At 72.3% G+C, this 18,159-nt stretch carries 18 protein-coding genes; 7 read left to right on the forward strand and 11 right to left on the reverse strand.

The window, feature by feature from the left end; translation table 11 throughout:
- Positions 1-32: 32 nt before the first annotated feature.
- The 3 genes from ACQB60_RS26735 (at position 33) to ACQB60_RS26745 (ending at position 3,317) form a co-directional block, all read left to right on the forward strand.
- On the forward strand, positions 33-1,334 hold the full coding sequence (locus tag ACQB60_RS26735; protein WP_496928672.1) for a LolA family protein: 1,302 nt from the start codon (positions 33-35) through the stop codon (positions 1,332-1,334).
- A 95-nt stretch (positions 1,335-1,429) separates the two neighbouring features.
- Positions 1,430-2,434, forward strand: a complete 1,005-nt coding sequence (locus ACQB60_RS26740; RefSeq protein WP_496928673.1) for an ABC transporter ATP-binding protein — start codon at positions 1,430-1,432, stop codon at positions 2,432-2,434.
- Positions 2,421-3,317: an ABC transporter permease gene (locus ACQB60_RS26745; RefSeq protein ID WP_496928674.1), complete on the forward strand. Its 897-nt coding sequence runs from the start codon at positions 2,421-2,423 to the stop codon at positions 3,315-3,317. The genes ACQB60_RS26740 and ACQB60_RS26745 overlap by 14 nt, the downstream gene beginning before the upstream one ends.
- A gap of 71 nt (positions 3,318-3,388) precedes the next feature.
- On the opposite strand, the gene ACQB60_RS26750 is transcribed toward ACQB60_RS26745, so the two are convergent.
- The 7 genes from ACQB60_RS26750 to ACQB60_RS26780 form a co-directional block, all read right to left on the reverse strand.
- Entirely contained in the window at positions 3,389-4,018 is a 630-nt protein-coding gene (locus ACQB60_RS26750; protein ID WP_496928675.1) for a flavodoxin family protein, read from the reverse strand.
- 115 nt (positions 4,019-4,133) lie between these two features.
- Complete coding sequence (locus tag ACQB60_RS26755; RefSeq protein ID WP_496928676.1) at positions 4,134-5,084, reverse strand: M28 family metallopeptidase; 951 nt, start codon at positions 5,082-5,084, stop codon at positions 4,134-4,136.
- Positions 5,085-5,280: 196 nt separating this feature from the next.
- Positions 5,281-6,855, reverse strand: coding sequence for a glycosyltransferase family protein (locus ACQB60_RS26760; protein WP_496928677.1), 1,575 nt, complete (start codon positions 6,853-6,855; stop codon positions 5,281-5,283).
- A 101-nt stretch (positions 6,856-6,956) separates the two neighbouring features.
- On the reverse strand, positions 6,957-7,919 hold the full coding sequence (locus ACQB60_RS26765; protein WP_496928678.1) for a GNAT family N-acetyltransferase: 963 nt from the start codon (positions 7,917-7,919) through the stop codon (positions 6,957-6,959).
- Between the two features lie 39 nt (positions 7,920-7,958).
- Positions 7,959-8,576 carry a hypothetical protein gene (locus ACQB60_RS26770; protein WP_496928679.1) on the reverse strand — a complete coding sequence of 206 codons (618 nt, stop codon included), beginning with the start codon at positions 8,574-8,576 and terminating at the stop codon, positions 7,959-7,961.
- Positions 8,577-8,743: 167 nt separating this feature from the next.
- A complete protein-coding gene (locus tag ACQB60_RS26775) occupies positions 8,744-9,196 on the reverse strand; it encodes a VOC family protein (protein WP_496928680.1) in 453 nt (150 codons plus the stop codon).
- Positions 9,197-9,254: 58 nt separating this feature from the next.
- Complete coding sequence (locus ACQB60_RS26780) at positions 9,255-10,502, reverse strand: MFS transporter (RefSeq protein WP_496928681.1); 1,248 nt, start codon at positions 10,500-10,502, stop codon at positions 9,255-9,257.
- A gap of 220 nt (positions 10,503-10,722) precedes the next feature.
- Here ACQB60_RS26780 and ACQB60_RS26785 point away from each other — a divergent pair, with 220 nt between their 5' ends.
- A complete protein-coding gene (locus tag ACQB60_RS26785) occupies positions 10,723-11,826 on the forward strand; it encodes a hypothetical protein (RefSeq protein ID WP_496928682.1) in 1,104 nt (367 codons plus the stop codon).
- Here ACQB60_RS26785 and ACQB60_RS26790 read toward each other — a convergent pair.
- On the reverse strand, positions 11,796-12,230 hold the full coding sequence (locus ACQB60_RS26790; RefSeq protein WP_496928683.1) for a winged helix-turn-helix transcriptional regulator: 435 nt from the start codon (positions 12,228-12,230) through the stop codon (positions 11,796-11,798). The genes ACQB60_RS26785 and ACQB60_RS26790 overlap by 31 nt on opposite strands.
- Positions 12,231-12,334: 104 nt before the next feature.
- On the opposite strand from ACQB60_RS26790, the gene ACQB60_RS26795 reads away from it, so the two are divergent.
- The gene (locus ACQB60_RS26795) at positions 12,335-13,807 is read left to right on the forward strand and encodes an MFS transporter (protein WP_496928684.1); all 1,473 of its coding nucleotides are present in this window, start codon (positions 12,335-12,337) and stop codon (positions 13,805-13,807) included.
- Here ACQB60_RS26795 and ACQB60_RS26800 read toward each other — a convergent pair.
- Entirely contained in the window at positions 13,777-14,601 is an 825-nt protein-coding gene (locus tag ACQB60_RS26800) for an AraC family transcriptional regulator (RefSeq protein WP_496928685.1), read from the reverse strand. The two genes, ACQB60_RS26795 and ACQB60_RS26800, sit on opposite strands and share 31 nt — an antisense overlap.
- Positions 14,602-14,681: 80 nt before the next feature.
- Here ACQB60_RS26800 and ACQB60_RS26805 point away from each other — a divergent pair, with 80 nt between their 5' ends.
- Positions 14,682-15,545 (forward strand): NAD(P)H-binding protein, encoded by an 864-nt coding sequence (locus ACQB60_RS26805; RefSeq protein ID WP_496928686.1) that lies wholly within the window; start codon positions 14,682-14,684, stop codon positions 15,543-15,545.
- A gap of 31 nt (positions 15,546-15,576) precedes the next feature.
- Here ACQB60_RS26805 and rarD read toward each other — a convergent pair whose 3' ends face one another.
- Positions 15,577-16,497 (reverse strand): EamA family transporter RarD, encoded by a 921-nt coding sequence (gene rarD, locus ACQB60_RS26810; RefSeq protein ID WP_496928734.1) that lies wholly within the window; start codon positions 16,495-16,497, stop codon positions 15,577-15,579.
- Positions 16,498-16,744: 247 nt separating this feature from the next.
- Positions 16,745-17,611 carry an SDR family oxidoreductase gene (locus ACQB60_RS26815; protein ID WP_496928687.1) on the reverse strand — a complete coding sequence of 289 codons (867 nt, stop codon included), beginning with the start codon at positions 17,609-17,611 and terminating at the stop codon, positions 16,745-16,747.
- A 102-nt stretch (positions 17,612-17,713) separates the two neighbouring features.
- Here ACQB60_RS26815 and ACQB60_RS26820 point away from each other — a divergent pair, with 102 nt between their 5' ends.
- Complete coding sequence (locus ACQB60_RS26820) at positions 17,714-18,085, forward strand: winged helix-turn-helix transcriptional regulator (RefSeq protein ID WP_496928688.1); 372 nt, start codon at positions 17,714-17,716, stop codon at positions 18,083-18,085.
- The last annotated feature ends 74 nt before the right edge of the window (positions 18,086-18,159 follow it).

Genomic DNA, 18,159 nt, shown 5'->3' on the forward strand with positions numbered 1-18,159 from the left:
GGCCGCCGCCGACCACGGAGGTAGGGCACACAATGGCACCGTACGAACCGGAGCAGGACACCAGCGCAGCCGGGGAGCCGCGCGTGCGTCGCCGCAAGGCGGCGCGCTATGCCGTCCCGGTCGCGGTGATCGGGGTGGCGGCGGCGACCATCGGGCTGGTCCCGGCGCTCGCCAGCTCGGGCGACCCCGATCTGCCGAAGGTCACGGCACAGGAACTCATCGAGAAGATCGCCAAGTCGGACACCCAGCAGCTGTCCGGCACCGTGAAGGTCAGCACCGACCTCGGCCTGCCGTCCGTGGCCTCCGGGCTCGCCGGCGGCTTCGCGGGCGGGGGCGGCGGGGGCCGGGGCGACGGCGGATCGTCGGCCGACCCCTCGTCCAAGCTGCTCGAACTCGCCTCCGGCACGCACACGTTGCGGGTCGCGGCGGACGGTCCCGACAAGCAGAAGCTCTCCATCCTGGACGACGCCTCGGAGTACAGCCTCTTCCACAACGGCGACGAGATGTGGGCGTACGACAGCGCGTCGAACGAGGCGTTCCACTCCAAGCAGCAGGGCCACAAGGGCGACCAGGGCGGTGACAGCGGCCACAAGAAGCTCCCGAAGGACGTTCCCGCCACCCCCGAAGAGCTCGCGAAGCAGGCCCTGAAGGCGGTCGACGACACGACGTCCGTGAAGGTCGACGGCACCGCGCAGGTCGCGGGCCGCGACGCCTACCGCCTGGTCATCAAGCCCAAGCAGTCCGGCTCGACGGTCGGACAGATCACCGTCGCGGTCGACGCGAAGGAAGGCGTGCCGCTCAAGTTCACGCTGACCCCGGCGGGCGGCGGCGCGGCCGTCGTGGACGCGGGCTTCACGAAGGTCGACTTCTCCAAGCCGTCGGCGTCCACCTTCGACTTCACGCCCCCCAAGGGCACGAAGGTCACCGAGGGCGACGAGCAGCGCGGCGCCAAGCACCGTGACGCCCGCGAGGGCATGGAGCTGGGCAAGGAGCTCGACAAGGACCTCGACAAGAGCCTCGGCGGCAAGGGGTTCGCGGACGCCGAGGGCACCGCGGGCCCCGGCGGCGTGAACGTGGTCGGCGAGGGCTGGGGCGCCATCGCCGAGCTGAAGGTGCCCGGCGGCCGCGGCATCCCGTCGGCCCAGACCGGCGAACTCCCGCCGGACGCTGCCAAGTTCCTCGACTCCCTGGGCGACCAGGTCACCGGGAAGTTCGGCTCGGGCACGGTCTTCAAGACCCGCCTGATCAACGCCCTCATCACGGACGACGGCAAGGTCTACGTCGGCGCGGTCACCAAGGACGCGCTGGTGAAGGCGGCGAACGCGGCGCACTAGGGACCACGGCAGGAGACAGCGGCGGGCCGAGGGGGCGACACCCCCGGCCCGCCGCTCAGCCGTACGGTGGGTAGCGGGCCAGGGGAGGGGAACACGTGCAGGACACCGAGAGCGTGATCGAGACCCACGCGCTGACCAAGCGGTACGGGAGGCATCTCGCCGTCGACGGCCTCGATCTCACCGTCCCGGCGGGCAGCGTCTTCGGCTTCCTGGGGCCCAACGGCTCCGGCAAGACCACCACCATCCGCATGCTGATGGGCCTCATCGAGCCCACCTCCGGCGGTGCCCGGGTCCTCGGCCGCGCCATGCCGCGCGCGACGCGCTCCGTCCTGCCGCACGTCGGCGCCCTGATCGAGGGCCCCGCCCTGTACGGGTTCCTGTCCGGCCGCGACAACCTCCTGCGCTACGACGCCGCCGATCCCACAGCCGACCCGCGCACCCGCCGGGCCCGGGCCGCCGCCGCGCTCGACCGGGTCGGCCTCACCGCCGCCGCGGGCCGCAAGGCGAAGGCGTACTCGCTCGGCATGAAGCAGCGCCTCGGCCTCGCCGCCGCCCTGCTCCAGCCACGCCGCCTCCTGGTGCTCGACGAGCCGACCAACGGCCTCGACCCGCAGGGGATGCGGGAAATCCGCTCGCTGGTGCGGGAGTTGGCGTCGGACGGGACGACGGTGTTCCTCTCCTCCCACCTCCTCGACGAGATCGAGCAGGTCTGCACGCACGCCGCCGTGATGACCCAGGGCCGTCTCATCACCCAGGGGTCGGTGGCCGAACTCGCCGCGGGCGTACGGGGGCGGCTCGCCGTGACGACCCCGGACCCCGGCGAAGCGGCCCGCGTCCTGAAGGAGCACGGCGTCGCCGACCTGGTGGTGACGGAGGACCGGGTGACCGGCGAGCCACCCGGCCCCGACACCAGTACAGGACCCGGCACCAGTACTGGACCCGGCACCAGTACAGGCCCCGGTGCCGGTACCGACCTCGCCGAGCTGAACGCCGCACTGGTGCGCGCGGGCGTCCGTGTCCGCGGCTTCGGCCTCGAACGCCCCTCTCTGGAGGACGCGTTCGTGGCCCTGACGGGGGAGGGTTTCGATGTCGCAGGCTGAGCAACTCCAGGCAGCCGACCTCGGGGGCAGCCGAACCACCGGCCCCCTGTGGACCTTCGGCCTCCTCCGCAGCGAGCTCTCCGTGACCTTCCGCCGCTGGCGCACCCTCGCGCTGCTCGGCGTGCTGGTCGCGGTGCCGATCCTGATCGGCGTCGCCGTGAAGATCGAGACCAGCGACGGCTCGACGGTCGGCGGGGGCGGCGAGGGCGGCGGGCCCGCGTTCATCGCGCAGATCACCAACAACGGCCTGTTCCTGGTCTTCACCGCGCTCGCCGCGACCCTGCCGTTCTTCCTGCCCATGGCCGTCGGCGTGATCGCGGGCGACGCGATCGCCGGGGAGGCCAACTCCGGGACCCTGCGCTACCTCCTGGTCGCCCCGGCGGGCCGCACCCGGCTGCTGCTCGTCAAGTACGCGACCACGATGGCCTTCTGCCTGGTCGCGACCTTGATGGTGGCGGCCTCCGCCCTCCTCGTCGGCGCCCTGCTGTTCCCGCTGGGCGAGCTCACCACGATCTCCGGTACCCGTATCAGCCTGGCCGACGGCATGCTGCGCGCGCTGCTGATCGCCCTCGTGGTGGCCGCGTCACTGGTCGGGGTCGCGGCGCTCGGCCTGTTCGTGTCGACCCTGACCGGCAGCGGCATCGCGGCGATGGCCACGACCGTCGGCCTGCTGATCACCGTCCAGATCCTCGACCAGATCCCCCAGCTCCACGCGGTCCAGCCGTACTTCTTCTCGCACTACTGGCTGTCCTTCGCCGACCTGATGCGCGAGCCCGTGTACTGGGACGAGCTGGTCAAGAACCTCGGCCTGCAGGGCCTGTACGCGGCGGTGTTCGGCTCGGCGGCGTGGGCGCGGTTCGGCGCGAAGGACATCACGGCGTAGCGGCCGCCGCGCAGCGGTCCGTTCCTGGCGGCCAGCGCCCGGCGGTCAGTACCGGCGGCCAGTACCGGCGGTCAGACCTGGTCCGGGCCCTGGTCCTGGTCCGGGCCCTGGTCCTGGTACGGGTAGCGGGCCAGCGCCGGCTCCTGCGTGAAGAAGGTCTTGGCGCGGGCGAGGGCCTCGGTGTCGGTCAGGACGTTGCCGGGCCGGGAGCCGTTGCCGAGCAGGACGCCCCCGAAGTGCATCGGGAAGAAGGCGGCCGTGTGGTTCAGGGTGCCGATCAGCGGGGCGGCCACTTCCTCCTCGCTGTGCGCGAGCGCCGTCACGCCCCACAGGGTGCGGCCTTCGAGAGCGTTCTTGAAGTCGACCTCCGGGACCTCCAGCCAGGCGTCCCAGTAGTCGAGGTAGCGCTTCGTGGTGGCCGAGAGCGAGTACCAATACAGCGGCGACACGATGACGATGTCGGTGGCTTCGAGGGTCGCGTCCAGGAGCAGCGCCTCGTTGTCGCCGACGGGGCGCGGGCGGGCGCGGGGGCGGGTCTCGTCGTGGCGGTGGTCCTCGAAGTCCGGGAGGTGGTGCTCGGCGAGGTGGAGCCAGCGCTGTTCCACGTCGGGGGCGAGCTGCTCGGCGGCCTTGCGGGCCAGGAGCTCGGAGTTGCCTCCGGTGCGGGCGCTGCCGAGCACGAACAGGAACTTCCGGGTCATGGCCATACTCCCTCGTCGCGATTACATGCGTGTGCAGTTTATGCACACGCATGTAATCGCGTCCAGGGGAGCATCCCTGAGGGGCCGCCCTCAAGAGCGGCCCCCGGGACGGGAGTTACGCGGAGAGCCCCCACAGCGCCACCGCGATGGCATCGCTGTTGTGGTCGAGCGCGGTCTCGTCGATGTTCGACGTCTTGTCGCAGGCCGAGTGGTAGCAGGGGTCGAACGGCTTCCCGGCCGTGCCGCCCCAGTTCTGCGCCTGCTCCGCGGTCTTCTCGTAGTCGGCGCCGCTGAACAGGCCGCCGACCGGGATGCCCGCGTCCTTGAAGGGCGCGTGGTCCGAGCGGCCGTCGCCCTCCTCGTCCGGCTCGGTGGCGAGGTTGAGCCCGGCGAAGTAGTCCTTGAAGGTCTTCTCGATGGTGGGGTCGTCGTCGTAGACGAAGTAGCCGGGGTTCGGGGAGCCGATCATGTCGAAGTTCAGGTAGTCCTTGATCTTCGAACGGTCACCGGTGGCGAGGCTGTCGACGTAGTGCGAGGAGCCGACGAGCCCCAGCTCCTCCGCGCCCCACCAGGCGAACCGCAGGTGCTTGGCGGGCTTGTAGTTCTCCTTGGCGACGGTCAGGGCTGTCTCCAGGATCGCGGCGGAACCCGAGCCGTTGTCGTTGATACCGGGACCGGAGTCGACGCTGTCGAGGTGCGAACCGAGCATCACGGTCTGCCCCTCGTCGCCGCCCGGCCAGTCCGCGACGAGGTTGTAGCCGGTCTTCCCGTTGGAGGTGAACTCCTGCACGGAGGTGGTGAATCCGGCCGCGTCCAGCTTCCCCTTCACATAGTCGAGGGACGCCTGGTAGCCCTTGCTGCCGTGCGCGCGGTTGCCGCCGTTGGCGTCGGCTATGGACTGCAGTTCGTTCAGATGCGCCTTGACGTTGGCCACCGAGATGTCGGGGGCCGCGGCCTTGGATGCCTGGGACGTGGGGGCGGCACCGGCGATCGCGCTGGTGGTGAGGAGCGCGCCGACGGCTATGACGGCGGCTGCCGCGGTACGCCCGGGAACGGAGAGTTTCATGTGGGGGGCTCCGATTTCCATGAATCCCGAACGGGTCTTCCCCGAACGGGTGTTGGCGAGCCTGATGGTGAGGGTGGGATTCACGTGACGTCAAGAGCGCGATCCGGACGGTACGTTCCGCATAGCGGCGAGGGGTGTCCCGGGGGAGCGCTCAGGGGACACTCAGAGGGCGCTCAGGTGGTGCACGGGAAGTCCCTCAAGGGTGCTGCGGCGGCTCCGGGTTGAGGGCCACCGTCCAGCCAGGGGCATAGGTGTCCGGAACCGAGTGGCGGGGCCAGTCGCGGGCCCACCCGGGAGGTTCCGCTTTCCGCAGGACGAGGGCGTCGGGCGGCGGAGCGCCGCCGCTCCGGGTGCCGCGCGGCCCGGCCGCGCACCCGGTGGCGTACGCGATGGGGATCACCGAGGTGTTCCCGCGCAGCACGCAGGGGGCGCGCACCCCCTCGTCGCGCAGGACGGCGGCGACGCGCGGCCAGTCGCCGCGGGCCCGGCTCTGGATCCCCGTATTGGTGGACGTGAAGGGGAGTTGGGCGCCGAGGTGACCGGCGACGGCGGCGGCGATGACGGCCGTGGCCGCGGCGGGCCGGAGCCGGGCCCGCAGCAGCCGTGCGACGGCGAGCACGCCGAGGGCGGCGGGCAGCGAGAGAAGGGCGTGCGCGGGCAGCAGGAAGCGGGGCGCCCCGTAGGGGACGAGGAGGAGATACGGGGCGGCGGCACAGAGCCCGACGGCGAGGGCGAGCCAGGCGGCGGTGCGGGCGCGGGGGCTGGTGCTGGTGCTGGTGCGATGCAGCGCCCACAGCCCGAGCGCCACCAGTACCGGCAGCACGATCCACCACTCCAGTGCGACGGGCTGCAGCCGGTCGCCCTCGCAGGGGCGGCAGAGCAACGGCCCGTCCAGCGCCGTCAGTTGGTACAGCGCCGAGGGGCCGGGCCGCAGTCCGCCCTGCACGTCGCTGGCCTCGCGGAGCCGCGCGCCCACGCCCCCGAAGCGCACCACCGCCTCCACGGCCCACGGCACCGCACCCGCCGCGAACCCGCCGGCGACCGCGAGGGCCCGCCCCCACCCCCGGCACCGCGGCACGCACACCGCGGCGAGCAGCAGCGGCGCGGCGACGGCGGCACCGTCGTTGGGGCGCATGAGCGTGGCCAGAGCCGTGCCGACGGCGATTCCCGCGTACGTACGCGGAGTTGGGCGCCCCTTGCCGCGCAGGAGGAGGCCGGTGGCCGCCGTGGCGCCCATGGCCGTGTAGTGGTTGGGCATGGCGGCGCCCGCGTAGAAGAGCGTGAACCAGAGGCTGCCGTAGAGCGCGCCGGCGACGACGGCCGTCCGCCCCGGCAGCACCCGCAGCCACGGCCGGAACCCCAGGTAGAGCGCGGCGCTCGACAGCAGCGTCAGCCACACCCGCAGCAGCACGACGGAGTCGCTCCAGGACGCGACGGGCGCGATGAGCAGCGGTACGCCACGGGTGCGGGGCGCGCTGAACGGCACGGCGGGCCCGTGCGCGTACGGGCCGAACCGGCTGGCGTAGACGGTCTCGTCCCAGCCGAGCGGGAGGTTGAGCGGGACGAGGACGAGGGAGAGGAGGGCGAAGGTGAGGGAGAGGACGAGGAGGGGGCGGGTGCTGGTCCGGGTGCCGATGCGGGTACCGGCTCGTGTTCCGGCGTCGGCGTGGGTCCCGGTACCGGCTCGGGTTCCCGTATCCGTATGGATCCCCGTATCGGCATCCGTAGCGGCATCGATCCCGGTATCAGCGTGGGTCCCGGTATCGGCCATGCTGCTGACGCCCCCTACTGGTTCCCACGTGCCCCTGAGTGAAGGCCCGGCGACTTCAGCCTTCACTCATCTATCTGTTCGTGGGGCCGTGAGAGTTCCCCTCAGGGGCGGCCCCAAGCCATCTTGAATTCCCGCTCGAACGTGACATATCCGGCACGCGCGAAGGCCGCCGCCATGGGTGAATTGCCGAGGTCGGTCGAGGCCCGGATCCGGGGCACGTCCTCGGCGGCGAGCACCCGGGTGCCCTCGGCGAGGAGCGGGTCGATGTAGCCGTGGCCGCGGTGCTCGGGGACGATCCCGATGTAGGCGATGATCGCGTTGTAGCTGTTGCGGGCCGGGATCACGAAGCCCACGGGCTCGCCTCCGGGGAGCGTGGCGATGCGCCACCAGGAGCGGGGAGTCCCGTACCGGGCGAGCTCGCCCTCGTAGTGCTCGACGGCGGCCTCGCGGGGCGTCATGCGGGCGAGTTCGGTGCGGCTGTAGTGGTCGAGGGTGCCGTCGAGGGCGCGGGTCATCAGGCCGATGAGCTCCTCGGTCCCGGCGTCGGTCTCCTCGACGGGCCGGAAGAGGAGGCGGCCGTCGGGCTCGGGCACCGGGCTGCCGGGCTCCCACTGGAGGCGCAGCCGCTCCACGGAGTGCCGGGCCCCGGCCGCCTCCAGGAGCCCGACGCGGCGCTCCACGGCACGCCGCTCGGCGGCTACCTCGCGCCAGTCGCCGGGGAGGAACCGGCTGTACTCCGGCCGCACTTGGTCCTCCCGGACCGGGACGACCTTCTCCAGGGCGGTGTCGAGGAGGAGGGACGCGGCGCCCTCGGCGGTGGAGTCCGCGGGGCCCGTGTCGAGCACGTCGAAGACGTCGAGCACCAGGGGCTCGTCCTCGGCCGCCCGCCCCCACCACGCGATCCGCGCGAGGACCTGGTCCCCGCGCAGGGCGACCCACATCCACTCGGGCCTGCGACGGCCGCCCGCGAGGTCCTCGGCGATCTCGTGGTTGAGGGTGTACGGGAGCTGATTGAACAGGCCCACTTCTTCAGGGCCGCTGAGGGGACGTATGACGACGCTCATGCCGCCATTGTGTGCCCCGGCCAGGGATCGGCCGAGGGATTATGAGGGCTTGGTGCGGGTGTACCGGTCCGCACTGCCGTCGGGCCAGGTGACCGCCATCTTCTGGCCGGAACCGCTCCCGGTGACGGTGGCCCTCCCCGTGTTGGAGCTGCCGCCGCAGGAGAGGGTGACCTTCATGCTGACGATGGTCCCGGCGCAGGTCCTGCCGCCCGCCGACTCGGAGAACGAGGTGCCCCTGATCGTCAGGACGCCGAGCTGACCGTTGGGCAGGCGTACGGCGTGGTACCAGGTGCCCTGAACGCCGCTGCCGCTGCCGCCCGTTCCTCCACTGCCTCCACTGCCGCCGCTGCCGCCGGTGTTGCCGCCCGGACGGCTGGGGGCGGGCTTCGGGGCGCGGCTCGGCGTGGTGGGGCGGGCCGTGGGCGTACGGCGTGGGGTGGGGGTGGCCTTCGAAGTGGGGCTCTTGGTCGTCCTGGTGGGGGTCGGGTGCCTGGTGGGGGTGGGGCGCGTGCTCGGGGTGGCTTCGGAGGAGGAGGGCGCCGAGGAGGTGTCCTCGCTCCCTGCCGCCCCCGTGTCGTCGTCGCCCCCGCCGCAGCCGGTCAGGGTCAGGGCGAACGCCGCGACAACGGCGGCGGCCATGAAGGATGTCTTTCGCACGTGCTCAACTTCCCTGTGAATTCTGTGCGTTGCCGAATGCAAGGGAGACTTTCATATGCGCCGTACGGGAATCCAGGGAGAGCGGATATGTTCTGGGGATCAGTTGGGCTGTACTGAAGTTCCTTTACGGAAAGGGGAATCGGAAATCCTTGAATTCTGGTCCCCCGTCAGTGGACGCAGAACTCATTTCCCTCCGGATCCGTCATCACCATCCACTCGCCGCCCTGCGCCGCCACCCGCCGCACCACGCCCGCGCCCAGCCCCTCCAGGCGTGTGACCTCGGCGTCCCGCTCGCCCGGCGCCGCGTGCACGTCCATGTGCAGCCGGTTCTTGGTGTCCGGCTTCGGTTCGGGCACCCGCTGGAAGAGGATCCGGCGCCCGAGGCCCGTGCCGCTCTCCTGGTCGTACGGGTCCTCGGGATGCCGTACCGCGATGAGGTCGCGGAAGGCGTGGCGCCCCCGGAACTCCAGGGTCTCCGACTCCTGTACGGCGCCGAAGCCGAGGAGCTTGCCGATCAGCTCACTGTTGTCCTCCACCTCATATCCCAACGCCTCGGCCCAGAAAGCGGCTTGGGCATGCGGGTCGGTCGCGTCGACGACGAGCTTCCAGTGCAAGGTCATGGGGCAGTTATAGCCGGGCCCACTGACAATGGATCCTCACCGCCGCGGCGGCAGGTCGTCACCGCCGCACCGGAAAGCCGTGCGTGCGCGCCGCGATCACCACGGCGAGGACGGGCATCAGGAGCACGAGGACGCTCCAGGAGAAGGACGCCGACCCGAACAGGCCGAGCAGCACACCGCCGACGACACCGCCCGCGGCCATCGCCGCGTTCCACAGGGTGACGAGCATGGCCTGCGCCGCGTCCGCCGCCTCGCCCCCGGCCTCGCCCGCGGCGGTCTGCAGCAGGGTCGGTGCGCCGCCCCAGCCGAGCCCCCACAGGGCGACCGCCCCGTAGACCAGCGCCTCGGTCCAGGAGGCCCCCGGCGCCACGGAGACCACGGCCAGCAGGGCGGCCCCGGCGGCGACAAAGAGAGCACTGGCGAGCATGAGGACGCGCGCCCGCCGGTGGATGTGGGCGCCCACGACCCAGATGCTCACCAAGGAGGCGCCGCCGAAGACAAGGAGGACGATGTCGGTGGCGTCGCCCATGCCGAGGTGGTCGAGGAGCGTGGCGATGTACGTGTAGAGGACGGTGTGGGCGAGGACGAAGACGAGGGTGACGAAGAGGACCGGGGTCACACCGGGGACGGCGAGGGCACGGATCACGGGGGCGCGCCCGCCGTCCGGGCGCTCACCGGGCTGGTCGGGGACGAGGGCGGCGATCCAGGCGATCACGCCGACCGCGAGCCCCGTCATGAGCAGGAACGCCACCCACCAGCCGAGCACCTCGCCCAGGAACGTCCCCGCGGGCACCCCGAGCGACAGGGCGACGGGGATGCCGGTCATGACGACGGCGATGGCCCGGCCCTGGAGTCCGGGGGGCGCGAGGCGGCGCGCGTACCCGGCGAGCAGCGCCCAGGCGAGCCCCGCGGCCACCCCGGCGACGAACCGGGCGGCCATGGTGAGGAGATAGTCGGCGGAGAGAGCGGTGACGGTGTTGGCGACGGCGAAGGCCGCCATCGCGGCCAGCAGCAGCCGCTTGCGCCGCCAGGCCGCCGTGGCCGCGGTGAGCGGGATCGCGGTGAGCGCCGTGCCGATCGCGTAGATCGTCACGGACTGCCCCATCGCGGATTCGCTGACGCCGAGGTCGGCGCTCATCGCGGGCAGGACCCCGGCGGGCAGGGTCTCGGTGAGGCTGGTGATGAAGACGGCGGTGGCGAGGGCGAGCAGGGCCAGAAGGGGAAGCTTCCGCTCCGCCTCCCGCGGCGTGCTCCAGGAAGGCGCAACAGGGCTGTCCGGGCTGAGGGTTCGCGTTCGAGTTCGCATGCCGGGATGGTCGACCCTGACATTGATGTGAGGTTCAAGCGCGCGACCCGCGGACCCCTGGGTGTGCGACTCCCGGCACCTAAGGGGGAGTTGAGGGGTGGGTCGGGGTGATCCCGGATCGCGGGGCGGCGGGTGCCGGGCGCAGGCTGGAATCGCACGGGAGCGCCGCCCGGCACGAGCGGCTCGGCGCCGTGGGCCGCCATCGGGGGAGAGCACACACATGCCGCACACGCAGCACACGCAGCAGACGTACGCGCAGCAACAGCCCTCCGCCCGGCGTGCCCGCGTGCTCGTCCGCACGCCCGGCGCCCCCGCCCACCTCATGGCCTTCACGCTGTGCGGGATCGCCACGGTCCTGGCCACGCGCGCCTTCCTCTCCCTCGCCGGGTATCCCAAGCTCGGCAGCGGCGGTGGCGGCGGCCTGCACATCGCCCACATGCTCTGGGGCGGCCTGCTGATGACGGCGGCGATTCTGCTCGCGCTCACCTGCTCCGGCAGAGCGGCCCGGCGCGGGGTCGCCGTCGTCGGCGGGGTCGGCTTCGGCCTCTTCATCGACGAGATCGGCAAGCAGGTCACGGACGAGCCGGGCTACTTCTACCAACCCGCGGCCGGGCTCATCTACGCGAGCTTCGCGCTGCTCCTGGTCCTCACGCACAGGCTCCGCGCACGCAGCACGCGAGGTATAGGCAGCACACGCGGCACGCGCAGCACCCGGAGTGCAGGGACCGCCGACCAGCACACCGCACACGCCGCCGACCTCGCCCTGACCGGCGTCACCTCAGGACTCACCACCGAGCAGCGGGAGTTGGCCCTCGGCCTGCTCGCGGGTTCGGAGCGCGAGGTCGACGTGGCGCTCGCCCGGCTGCTCGCCACCCTTCCGCAGCGCCCGCCCGCACCCGCCGCCCGGTGGCGGGCGGCGGCCCGCAAGACCGGGCGCGGCCTGCACCGGATCGCCCGCACCCGCGCCGTGTTCGTGCTCGCCGTGTTCTGCGTGCTGACCGAGGCGCTGCTCTTCGCCGGGATGATGTCGTGGGACGTCTACGACGGAGCACTGGCGAACGACCCGCAGGAGGGCGCCAATCTGGCCGTCGCGCTGACGGAGGTGGTCTCGGCGGCGCTCGGCGTCGCCGGCCTGATACGGCTGCGCACGGACCGGGCGGCCGCCTTCCGGCTGTTCCAGGCGGCGCTGCTCGCGGACATCCTGTTCGGGCAGGTCTTCAAGTTCACGATGGACCAGTTCGCGGCCGTCGTCGAGCTGGGCATGGACCTCTGCCTGCTCGGGGTCGTCTCCGCCTACAGGGCGGCCGCCTCCCGCGCGTCGTAGTCGGCCCGCGCCCCCGCGATCTCGTTCTGGTGCTCCTCCGTCCAGGAGACCAGGGACTGGATGGTGTGGTGCAACGTCCCGCCGAGCGGGGTGAGTTCGTACTCGACGCGGGGCGGGACGACGGGGTGGACCGTGCGCTTGACCAGGCCGTCCCGCTCCAGCTGGCGCAGCGTGACGGTGAGCATGCGCTGGCTGATCCCGTCGATCTCGCGCCGCAGCTCGGTGAAGCGCAGCCTGCGCCGGTCGAGCAGGGCGATGACGAGCAGCGACCACTTGTCGGCGATCCGGTCGAGTATCTGGCGCACCTGGCAGTCCTCGCGCGTATCCCATTGGAAGGGATCGGCGTCGCCGTAGTCCACGGTGCTCGCGCAGTCACTCGGTGACTTTGAAGTGCCTTCTTCCATGACCGTCGATGCTGCCGCAGCATCGCAGTGGTTACAAGAGGGAACTGACCGGCGGCTCGGTAACTACCGCTGGTGGTCCGTGTGTTGAGCTCAAGGAGAACGTCATGCGCGCACGCGCCTGGGCACTGCTGTTGGTCCTCTGCGGAACGATCTTCCTGGAGGGCATCGACGTAGCCATGATCGCGGTCGCCGTGCCGTCGATCAGATCCGATCTGGAGTTGTCCACGGGCACGGCGGCCTGGCTGCTGAGCGCCTACGTCCTCGGGTACGCGGGCTTCACGCTGCTCGGCGGCCGGGCCGCCGACCTGCTGGGCAGGCGCCGGATGTTCCTGATTTGGCTCGGTGCCTTCCTCGTCTTCTCCGGCCTCGGCGGCTTCGCGACGGAGGGCTGGATGCTGATCGTCGCGCGCTTCGTGACGGGGGTGTCCGCCGCGTTCATGACGCCCGCCGCGCTGTCGCTCATCACCACCTCGTACGCGGAGGGGCCCGAGCGCAACAGGGCCCTGCTGATCTTCGCCGGTACGAGTGCCGGGGGCTTCTCGCTCGGCCTCGTCATCGGCGGCCTGCTGACCGAACTCGGCTGGCGCTGGGTGTTCTTCGCCCCTGTGATCCTCGCGGGCGCCCTCCTCGCGGCGGCGCTGCGGTTCGTTCCCGTGCCCGCCGCCCGGCCCGCGCCAAGGGGAGGGCGGAGCGGCTTCGACCTCGCGGGAGCGGCCACCGCGGCCGGTGCGATGCTGCTGCTCGCCTTCGGGATCGTGCGGCTCGAACACGGCCTGGCCGGCTGGCCGTTGACGGTGGGCGCGGCGCTGGCGGGGCTGCTGCTCGTCGCCGTGTTCGTCGGCATCGAGCGCCGCGTGGCCGAGCCCCTCGTCCGGCTCGGGATCTTCCGTACGGGCTCGGTGGTCAGGGCGGGGCTCGGGGCGCTGCTCTTCGTCGGAGCCTTCTTCGGCTTCCAGTTCGTGCTCACCCTCTACCTCCAGGAGCTGCGCGGCTGGACGTCCTGGCAGACCGCCGTCGCCCTGATCGCCATGGGCTGTGACGTGGTGCTCGCGCCCACGCTGACGCCCCGCCTGGTGAATCGCTACGGCAACGCCCGGGTGATCCTCGGCGGGTTCGTCCTCGCGGTCCTCGCGTACGGGTTCTTCCTGCCGGTCGGCCCGGACTGGACGTACGCGGTGATGTTCCCGGCGCTGCTCCTCGCGGGCGTCGCCTTCGCCCTGGCCTACGGCCCGTTGACGATCGCGGCGACCGACGGCGTGCAGGAGTCGGAGCAGGGGCTCGCGGGCGGGCTCCTGCACACCGCGACCCAGTTCGGCGCGGCGATAGGGGTCTCGGCGGTGACGGCGGTGTACGGGCTCGCCTCTCCGGACGCGGGAGCCGGTGCGGGGGAGACCCTCTCGGCGTACCGGGCGGCGCTCGTGGTGCCGGTGGCGATGGTGGCGGTCGGCACGGCGGTCGCCGTCTTCGGGCTGCGGTCCCGCAAGGGGGTTCCCGGCGGTGTGGTGAACGCACGCCCGGAGCAGGCGGGTTCGGGCTCGGACGTCGCTCAGCCCACGGCCGTGAGCGAAGCCCGGTAGCCGCTCGGCGCGATGCCCCGGATCCGCTTGAAGGCGTCGCTGAAGCCGAACCCGTCGGCGTACCCCACCCGCCCCGCCACCCCGGCGACCGTCGCACCGGGCTCGGCGAGGAGCTCGGCGGCGAGCGTCATCCGCCACTCGGTGAGGTACGCCATCGGGGGCTTGCCGACCAGCTCGGCGAAGCTGCGGGCGAAGGCGGCGCGGGAGACCTGCGCGTGCGCCGCGAGCCCGGCCACCGTCCAGGACCGGGCGGGCTCCTCGTGCATGGCGCGCAGGGCGGGCCCGACCACGTCGTCGCCGAGCGCCCGGTACCAGCCGGGCGGGCAGGCTTCGGGCAGGTCGAACCACTCGCGCAGGGTGCAGGCCAGCATCCAGTCGAGCATCCGGTCCATCACGTACTGGCGTCCCGGCCGGTCGGCGGCCACCTCGGCGGCGATCAGCTCCACGATGGGCAGGCACTCCTCGTCGGACGGCACGACGAGGACCGGCGGCAGCGCGCTGACCAGCCGCCGCCCGACCGAGCCCGCCAACTCGTAGGCGCCGGTGACCAGTTCGCCCTCGGCGGTCACCGTGGTGGGCGCCGACGTGCAGATCACGGCGGCGCCGCCCTCGCGCAGGCCGTGCGGGGCGCCGCCCGCCGGGTCCGTGATGCGGGCGGAGCCCCGTACGACCGTGATCAGTTCGAGCGCCGCGCCCCCGGTGCGGCGCGGCTCCCACGGCCCGCTGAGCACGGCCCGGTCGAACAGCGCGCCGTCCGCGCGCACCCCTCGCATCAGATCCCCCAGAGCGTCCACCCCACCACGGTAGACGGACACCCATGGGGGCGAGACGGACGCCCATGTCCCCCGTACCGGAAGGCCGGTTGGCTGGACCCATGACGACCTACGACACGAACACACATGAGCCCGCACCCGCACCCGGACTTGTCCTCGTCCTCGGCGCCACCGGCAAGACCGGCCGCCGCGTCGTGGCCCGGCTGCGGGCGGCGGGGCGGCCCGTGCGCGCCGCCTCCCGTACCGCCGAGACCCCCTTCGACTGGACCGACAGCGCCACCTGGGGCCCCGCCCTGGAAGGGGTGTCCGCCGTCTATCTGGTGCCGCCGCCCCGCCCCGAGCCGATCGCCGCCTTCGTCGAGCGGGCGCAGGCCGCGGGCGTGCGCCGCTTCGTGGTCCTCTCGGGCCGGGGCGTCGAGAAGTACGGGGACTCCTTCGAGCCGTCGATGGCGGAGGCGGAGCGCGTGGTGCGCGCGGCGGGAGTGGACTGGACGGTGATCCGGCCCAACAACTTCGCGCAGAACTTCACCGAGGACATCTTCCGGAAGCCGCTGCTCGCGGGCCGCCTTGCGCTGCCGACCGGCGCCGTCCCGGAGCCGATGATCGACGCCGAGGACATCGCCGACGTCGTGGTGGCCCTGCTCACCGAGGAGGGCCACACCGGCAAGGTCTACGAGCTGTCCGGGCCGCGCGCGCTCAGCTTCGCGGAGGCGGTGGCGGAGATCTCCGCGGCGGCCGGGCGTCCGATGCGCTTCGAGGCGATCACGGCCGACGCGTACACCGCCGAGCTCACCGCGGACGGGGTCCCCGAGGCCGACGCCCGCTCGCTCGCGGACGTCCTGGTCTGGCTCTCCGAGGGCCACAACTCCTCGGTGGCGAGCGGCGTCCGGGACGTCCTCGGCCGCGAGCCGCGCGACTTCTCCGCGTACGTGAAGTCGGCGGCCGCGGCCGGTGCGTGGTCGTAGCCGCGGGCCGACCCGCGGTCTCCCGGGCCAGTCAGCCCACGGTCTCCCGGGGTGCGCCCTCCCGGGAGGCCCGCTCCCGCTCCGCGGCCGCTGTGGCCGCCGCGGCCCGGGCGAGCTCCACCCGGCCCCGGTGCGCCGTCCGCAGCGCGTCCCAGGTCAGCAGCGCGAGCGCCAGCCACACCAGGCCGAACCCGGCCCACCGCTCGATCGGCATCGCCTCGTGGAAGTAGAGGATGCCGATCACGAACTGGAAGACCGGCGCCAGGTACTGCAGCAGCCCGAGCGTGGACAGCGGCACCCGGATTGCGGCCGCGCCGAAGCACACCAGCGGCACGGCGGTCACCACACCGGTCGCCGCGAGCAGCACCGCGTGCCCCGGGCCGTGCTGCCCGAAGGCGAGCCCGCCCTGGGTGCCGAGCCAGATCAGATAGGCGAGCGCGGGCAGGAACTGGATCGCGGTCTCGGCGGCGAGCGACTCCAGGCCGCCCAGGTTCACCTTCTTCTTCACCAGGCCGTACGTGGCGAAGGAGAAGGCGAGGACGAGGGAGATCCACGGCGGCCGCCCGTATCCGAAGGCGAGCACGAGGACCGAGCAGAGGCCGACGCCGACCGCCGCCCACTGCACGGGCCGCAGCCGCTCGCCGAGCAGCACGACGCCCATCGCGATGGTGACCAGCGGGTTGATGAAGTAGCCGAGGGAGGCTTCCACGACGTGGCCGGAGTTCACCGACCAGATGTAGACGCCCCAGTTGACGGTGATGACGGCGGCGGCGACCGCCACCAGGCCCAGCCGGCGCGGCTGGCGCAGCAGTTCCAGCGCCCACGCCCAGCGCCGCACGCACAGCAGCACGACGACGACCAGGACGAGCGACCACGCCATGCGGTGGGCCAGGATCTCGGCCGCCCCGGCGGGCTTGAGCAGCGGCCAGAACAGGGGCACGAGCCCCCACATCCCGTACGCCGCGAAGCCGTTCAGCAGCCCGACGCGCTGCTCACTCCTGGACCCCACGGCCCCTCCTTCACGCACGGCAGCACCACGCTGCCCGGGTGAAAGTATCGGGAAAGACCTGGATCTGTCATGCCCGTGAGGGATGAACACTCATGACCCACGACGGCCCGGTCCGACGGCCCGGTCCGACGGCCCGGTCCGACGGCCCGGTCCGACGGCCCGGTCCGACGGCCCGTGCCCCGCCCGGAAGTCAGCCCTTGACCGCGACGTCCACCGCCGAGGCCAGCGGAGTCGTGGGGCGCCCGATCAGACGGGAGAGCTCCCCACTGGTCCCGGCCAGGCGGCCACGAGCCACCGCCGCGTCCACGTCGACCAGGATCTCCGCGAACTGCTGCGGCACCCCGGCGCCGGTCAGGACCTCCAGGTGTGCGGCGGCCGGGACGTCGCGGTGCGCGATCTCCTTGCCGGACGCCCGCGCGACCTCGGCGGCGTACTCGGCGAACGACCAGGCGACGTCCCCGCTCAGCTCGTAGGCGCGCCCCAGGTGGGCGTCGAGTTCGCCAGTGAGGACGGCGGCGGCCGCGGCGGCATAGTCGGCGCGCGAGGCCGAGGCGACCCGCCCCTCGCCCGCGCTGGCGACGACGGCGCCGTGCGCGAGGACCGGGGCGAGGTTCTCCGTGTAGTTCTCGTGGTACCAGCCGTTGCGCAGGAACGTGTACGGCAGACCGGAGTCGAGGACGACCTGCTCGGTGACCTTGTGCTCGTCGGCCAGGAGGAAGTCCGCGTCGGGTCCGCCGAGGATGCCCGTGTAGGCGAGCTGCGCGACGCCCGCCGCCTTCGCCGCCTCGACGACCGCCGTGTGCTGCGGCACGCGCCGCCCGACCTCGCTGCCGGAGATCAGCAGGACGCGGTCGCCGGAGCGGAAGGCCCCGGCCAGCGTCTCGGGGGCGCTGTAGTCGGCGATGCGCAGCTCGATCCCGCGAGCCGCGAGGTCGGCGGCCTTGCCCTTGTCGCGGACGGCGGCGGCGATGCCGGCCGCGGGCACGCCGCGGTCGAGAAGGGCGTCGATGACGAGACGGCCGAGGTGTCCGGTGGCTCCGGTGACGACGATGCTCATGTCGTGAATCTCCTGGTACGGGGGGCTTCCGCTGCTTCTGGAACCGAGCGTACGGGGAGCGCTAACTATTCGAAAGTACCCACTTTGAAGTAAGGTACTGGCATGGCGGTAAGTGAATGGAATCTGAGCGGCGACGAGATGTGCCCCCAGCGCCTCGTCCTGGAGCACGTCACCAGCCGCTGGGGCGTGCTGGTCCTGATCGCCCTGGAGGAGCGCTCGTACCGCTTCAGCGAGCTGCGCCGGGCGATCGGCAAGGTCAGCGAGAAGATGCTGACCCAGACCCTGCAGACCCTGGAGCGCGACGGCCTCGTCCACCGCGACGCCAAGCCGGTGATCCCGCCCCGCGTCGACTACTCCCTGACGGACCTCGGCCGCGAGGCCGCCGGTCAGGTCCGCGCCCTCGCGGCGTGGACGGAGCAGCGCCTGGACGACGTGCGGAAGGCGCGCGTGGCATACGACGAGGCCCGGTCCTGATACGACGAGGCCCGGTCCTGATACGACGAGGCCCGGTCCTGAAGGTTCAGAACCGGGCCTCGTACTGCGGCGGT

The sequence above is a fragment of the Streptomyces odontotermitis genome, assembly GCF_050510915.1.
Lineage (GTDB): Bacteria > Actinomycetota > Actinomycetes > Streptomycetales > Streptomycetaceae > Streptomyces.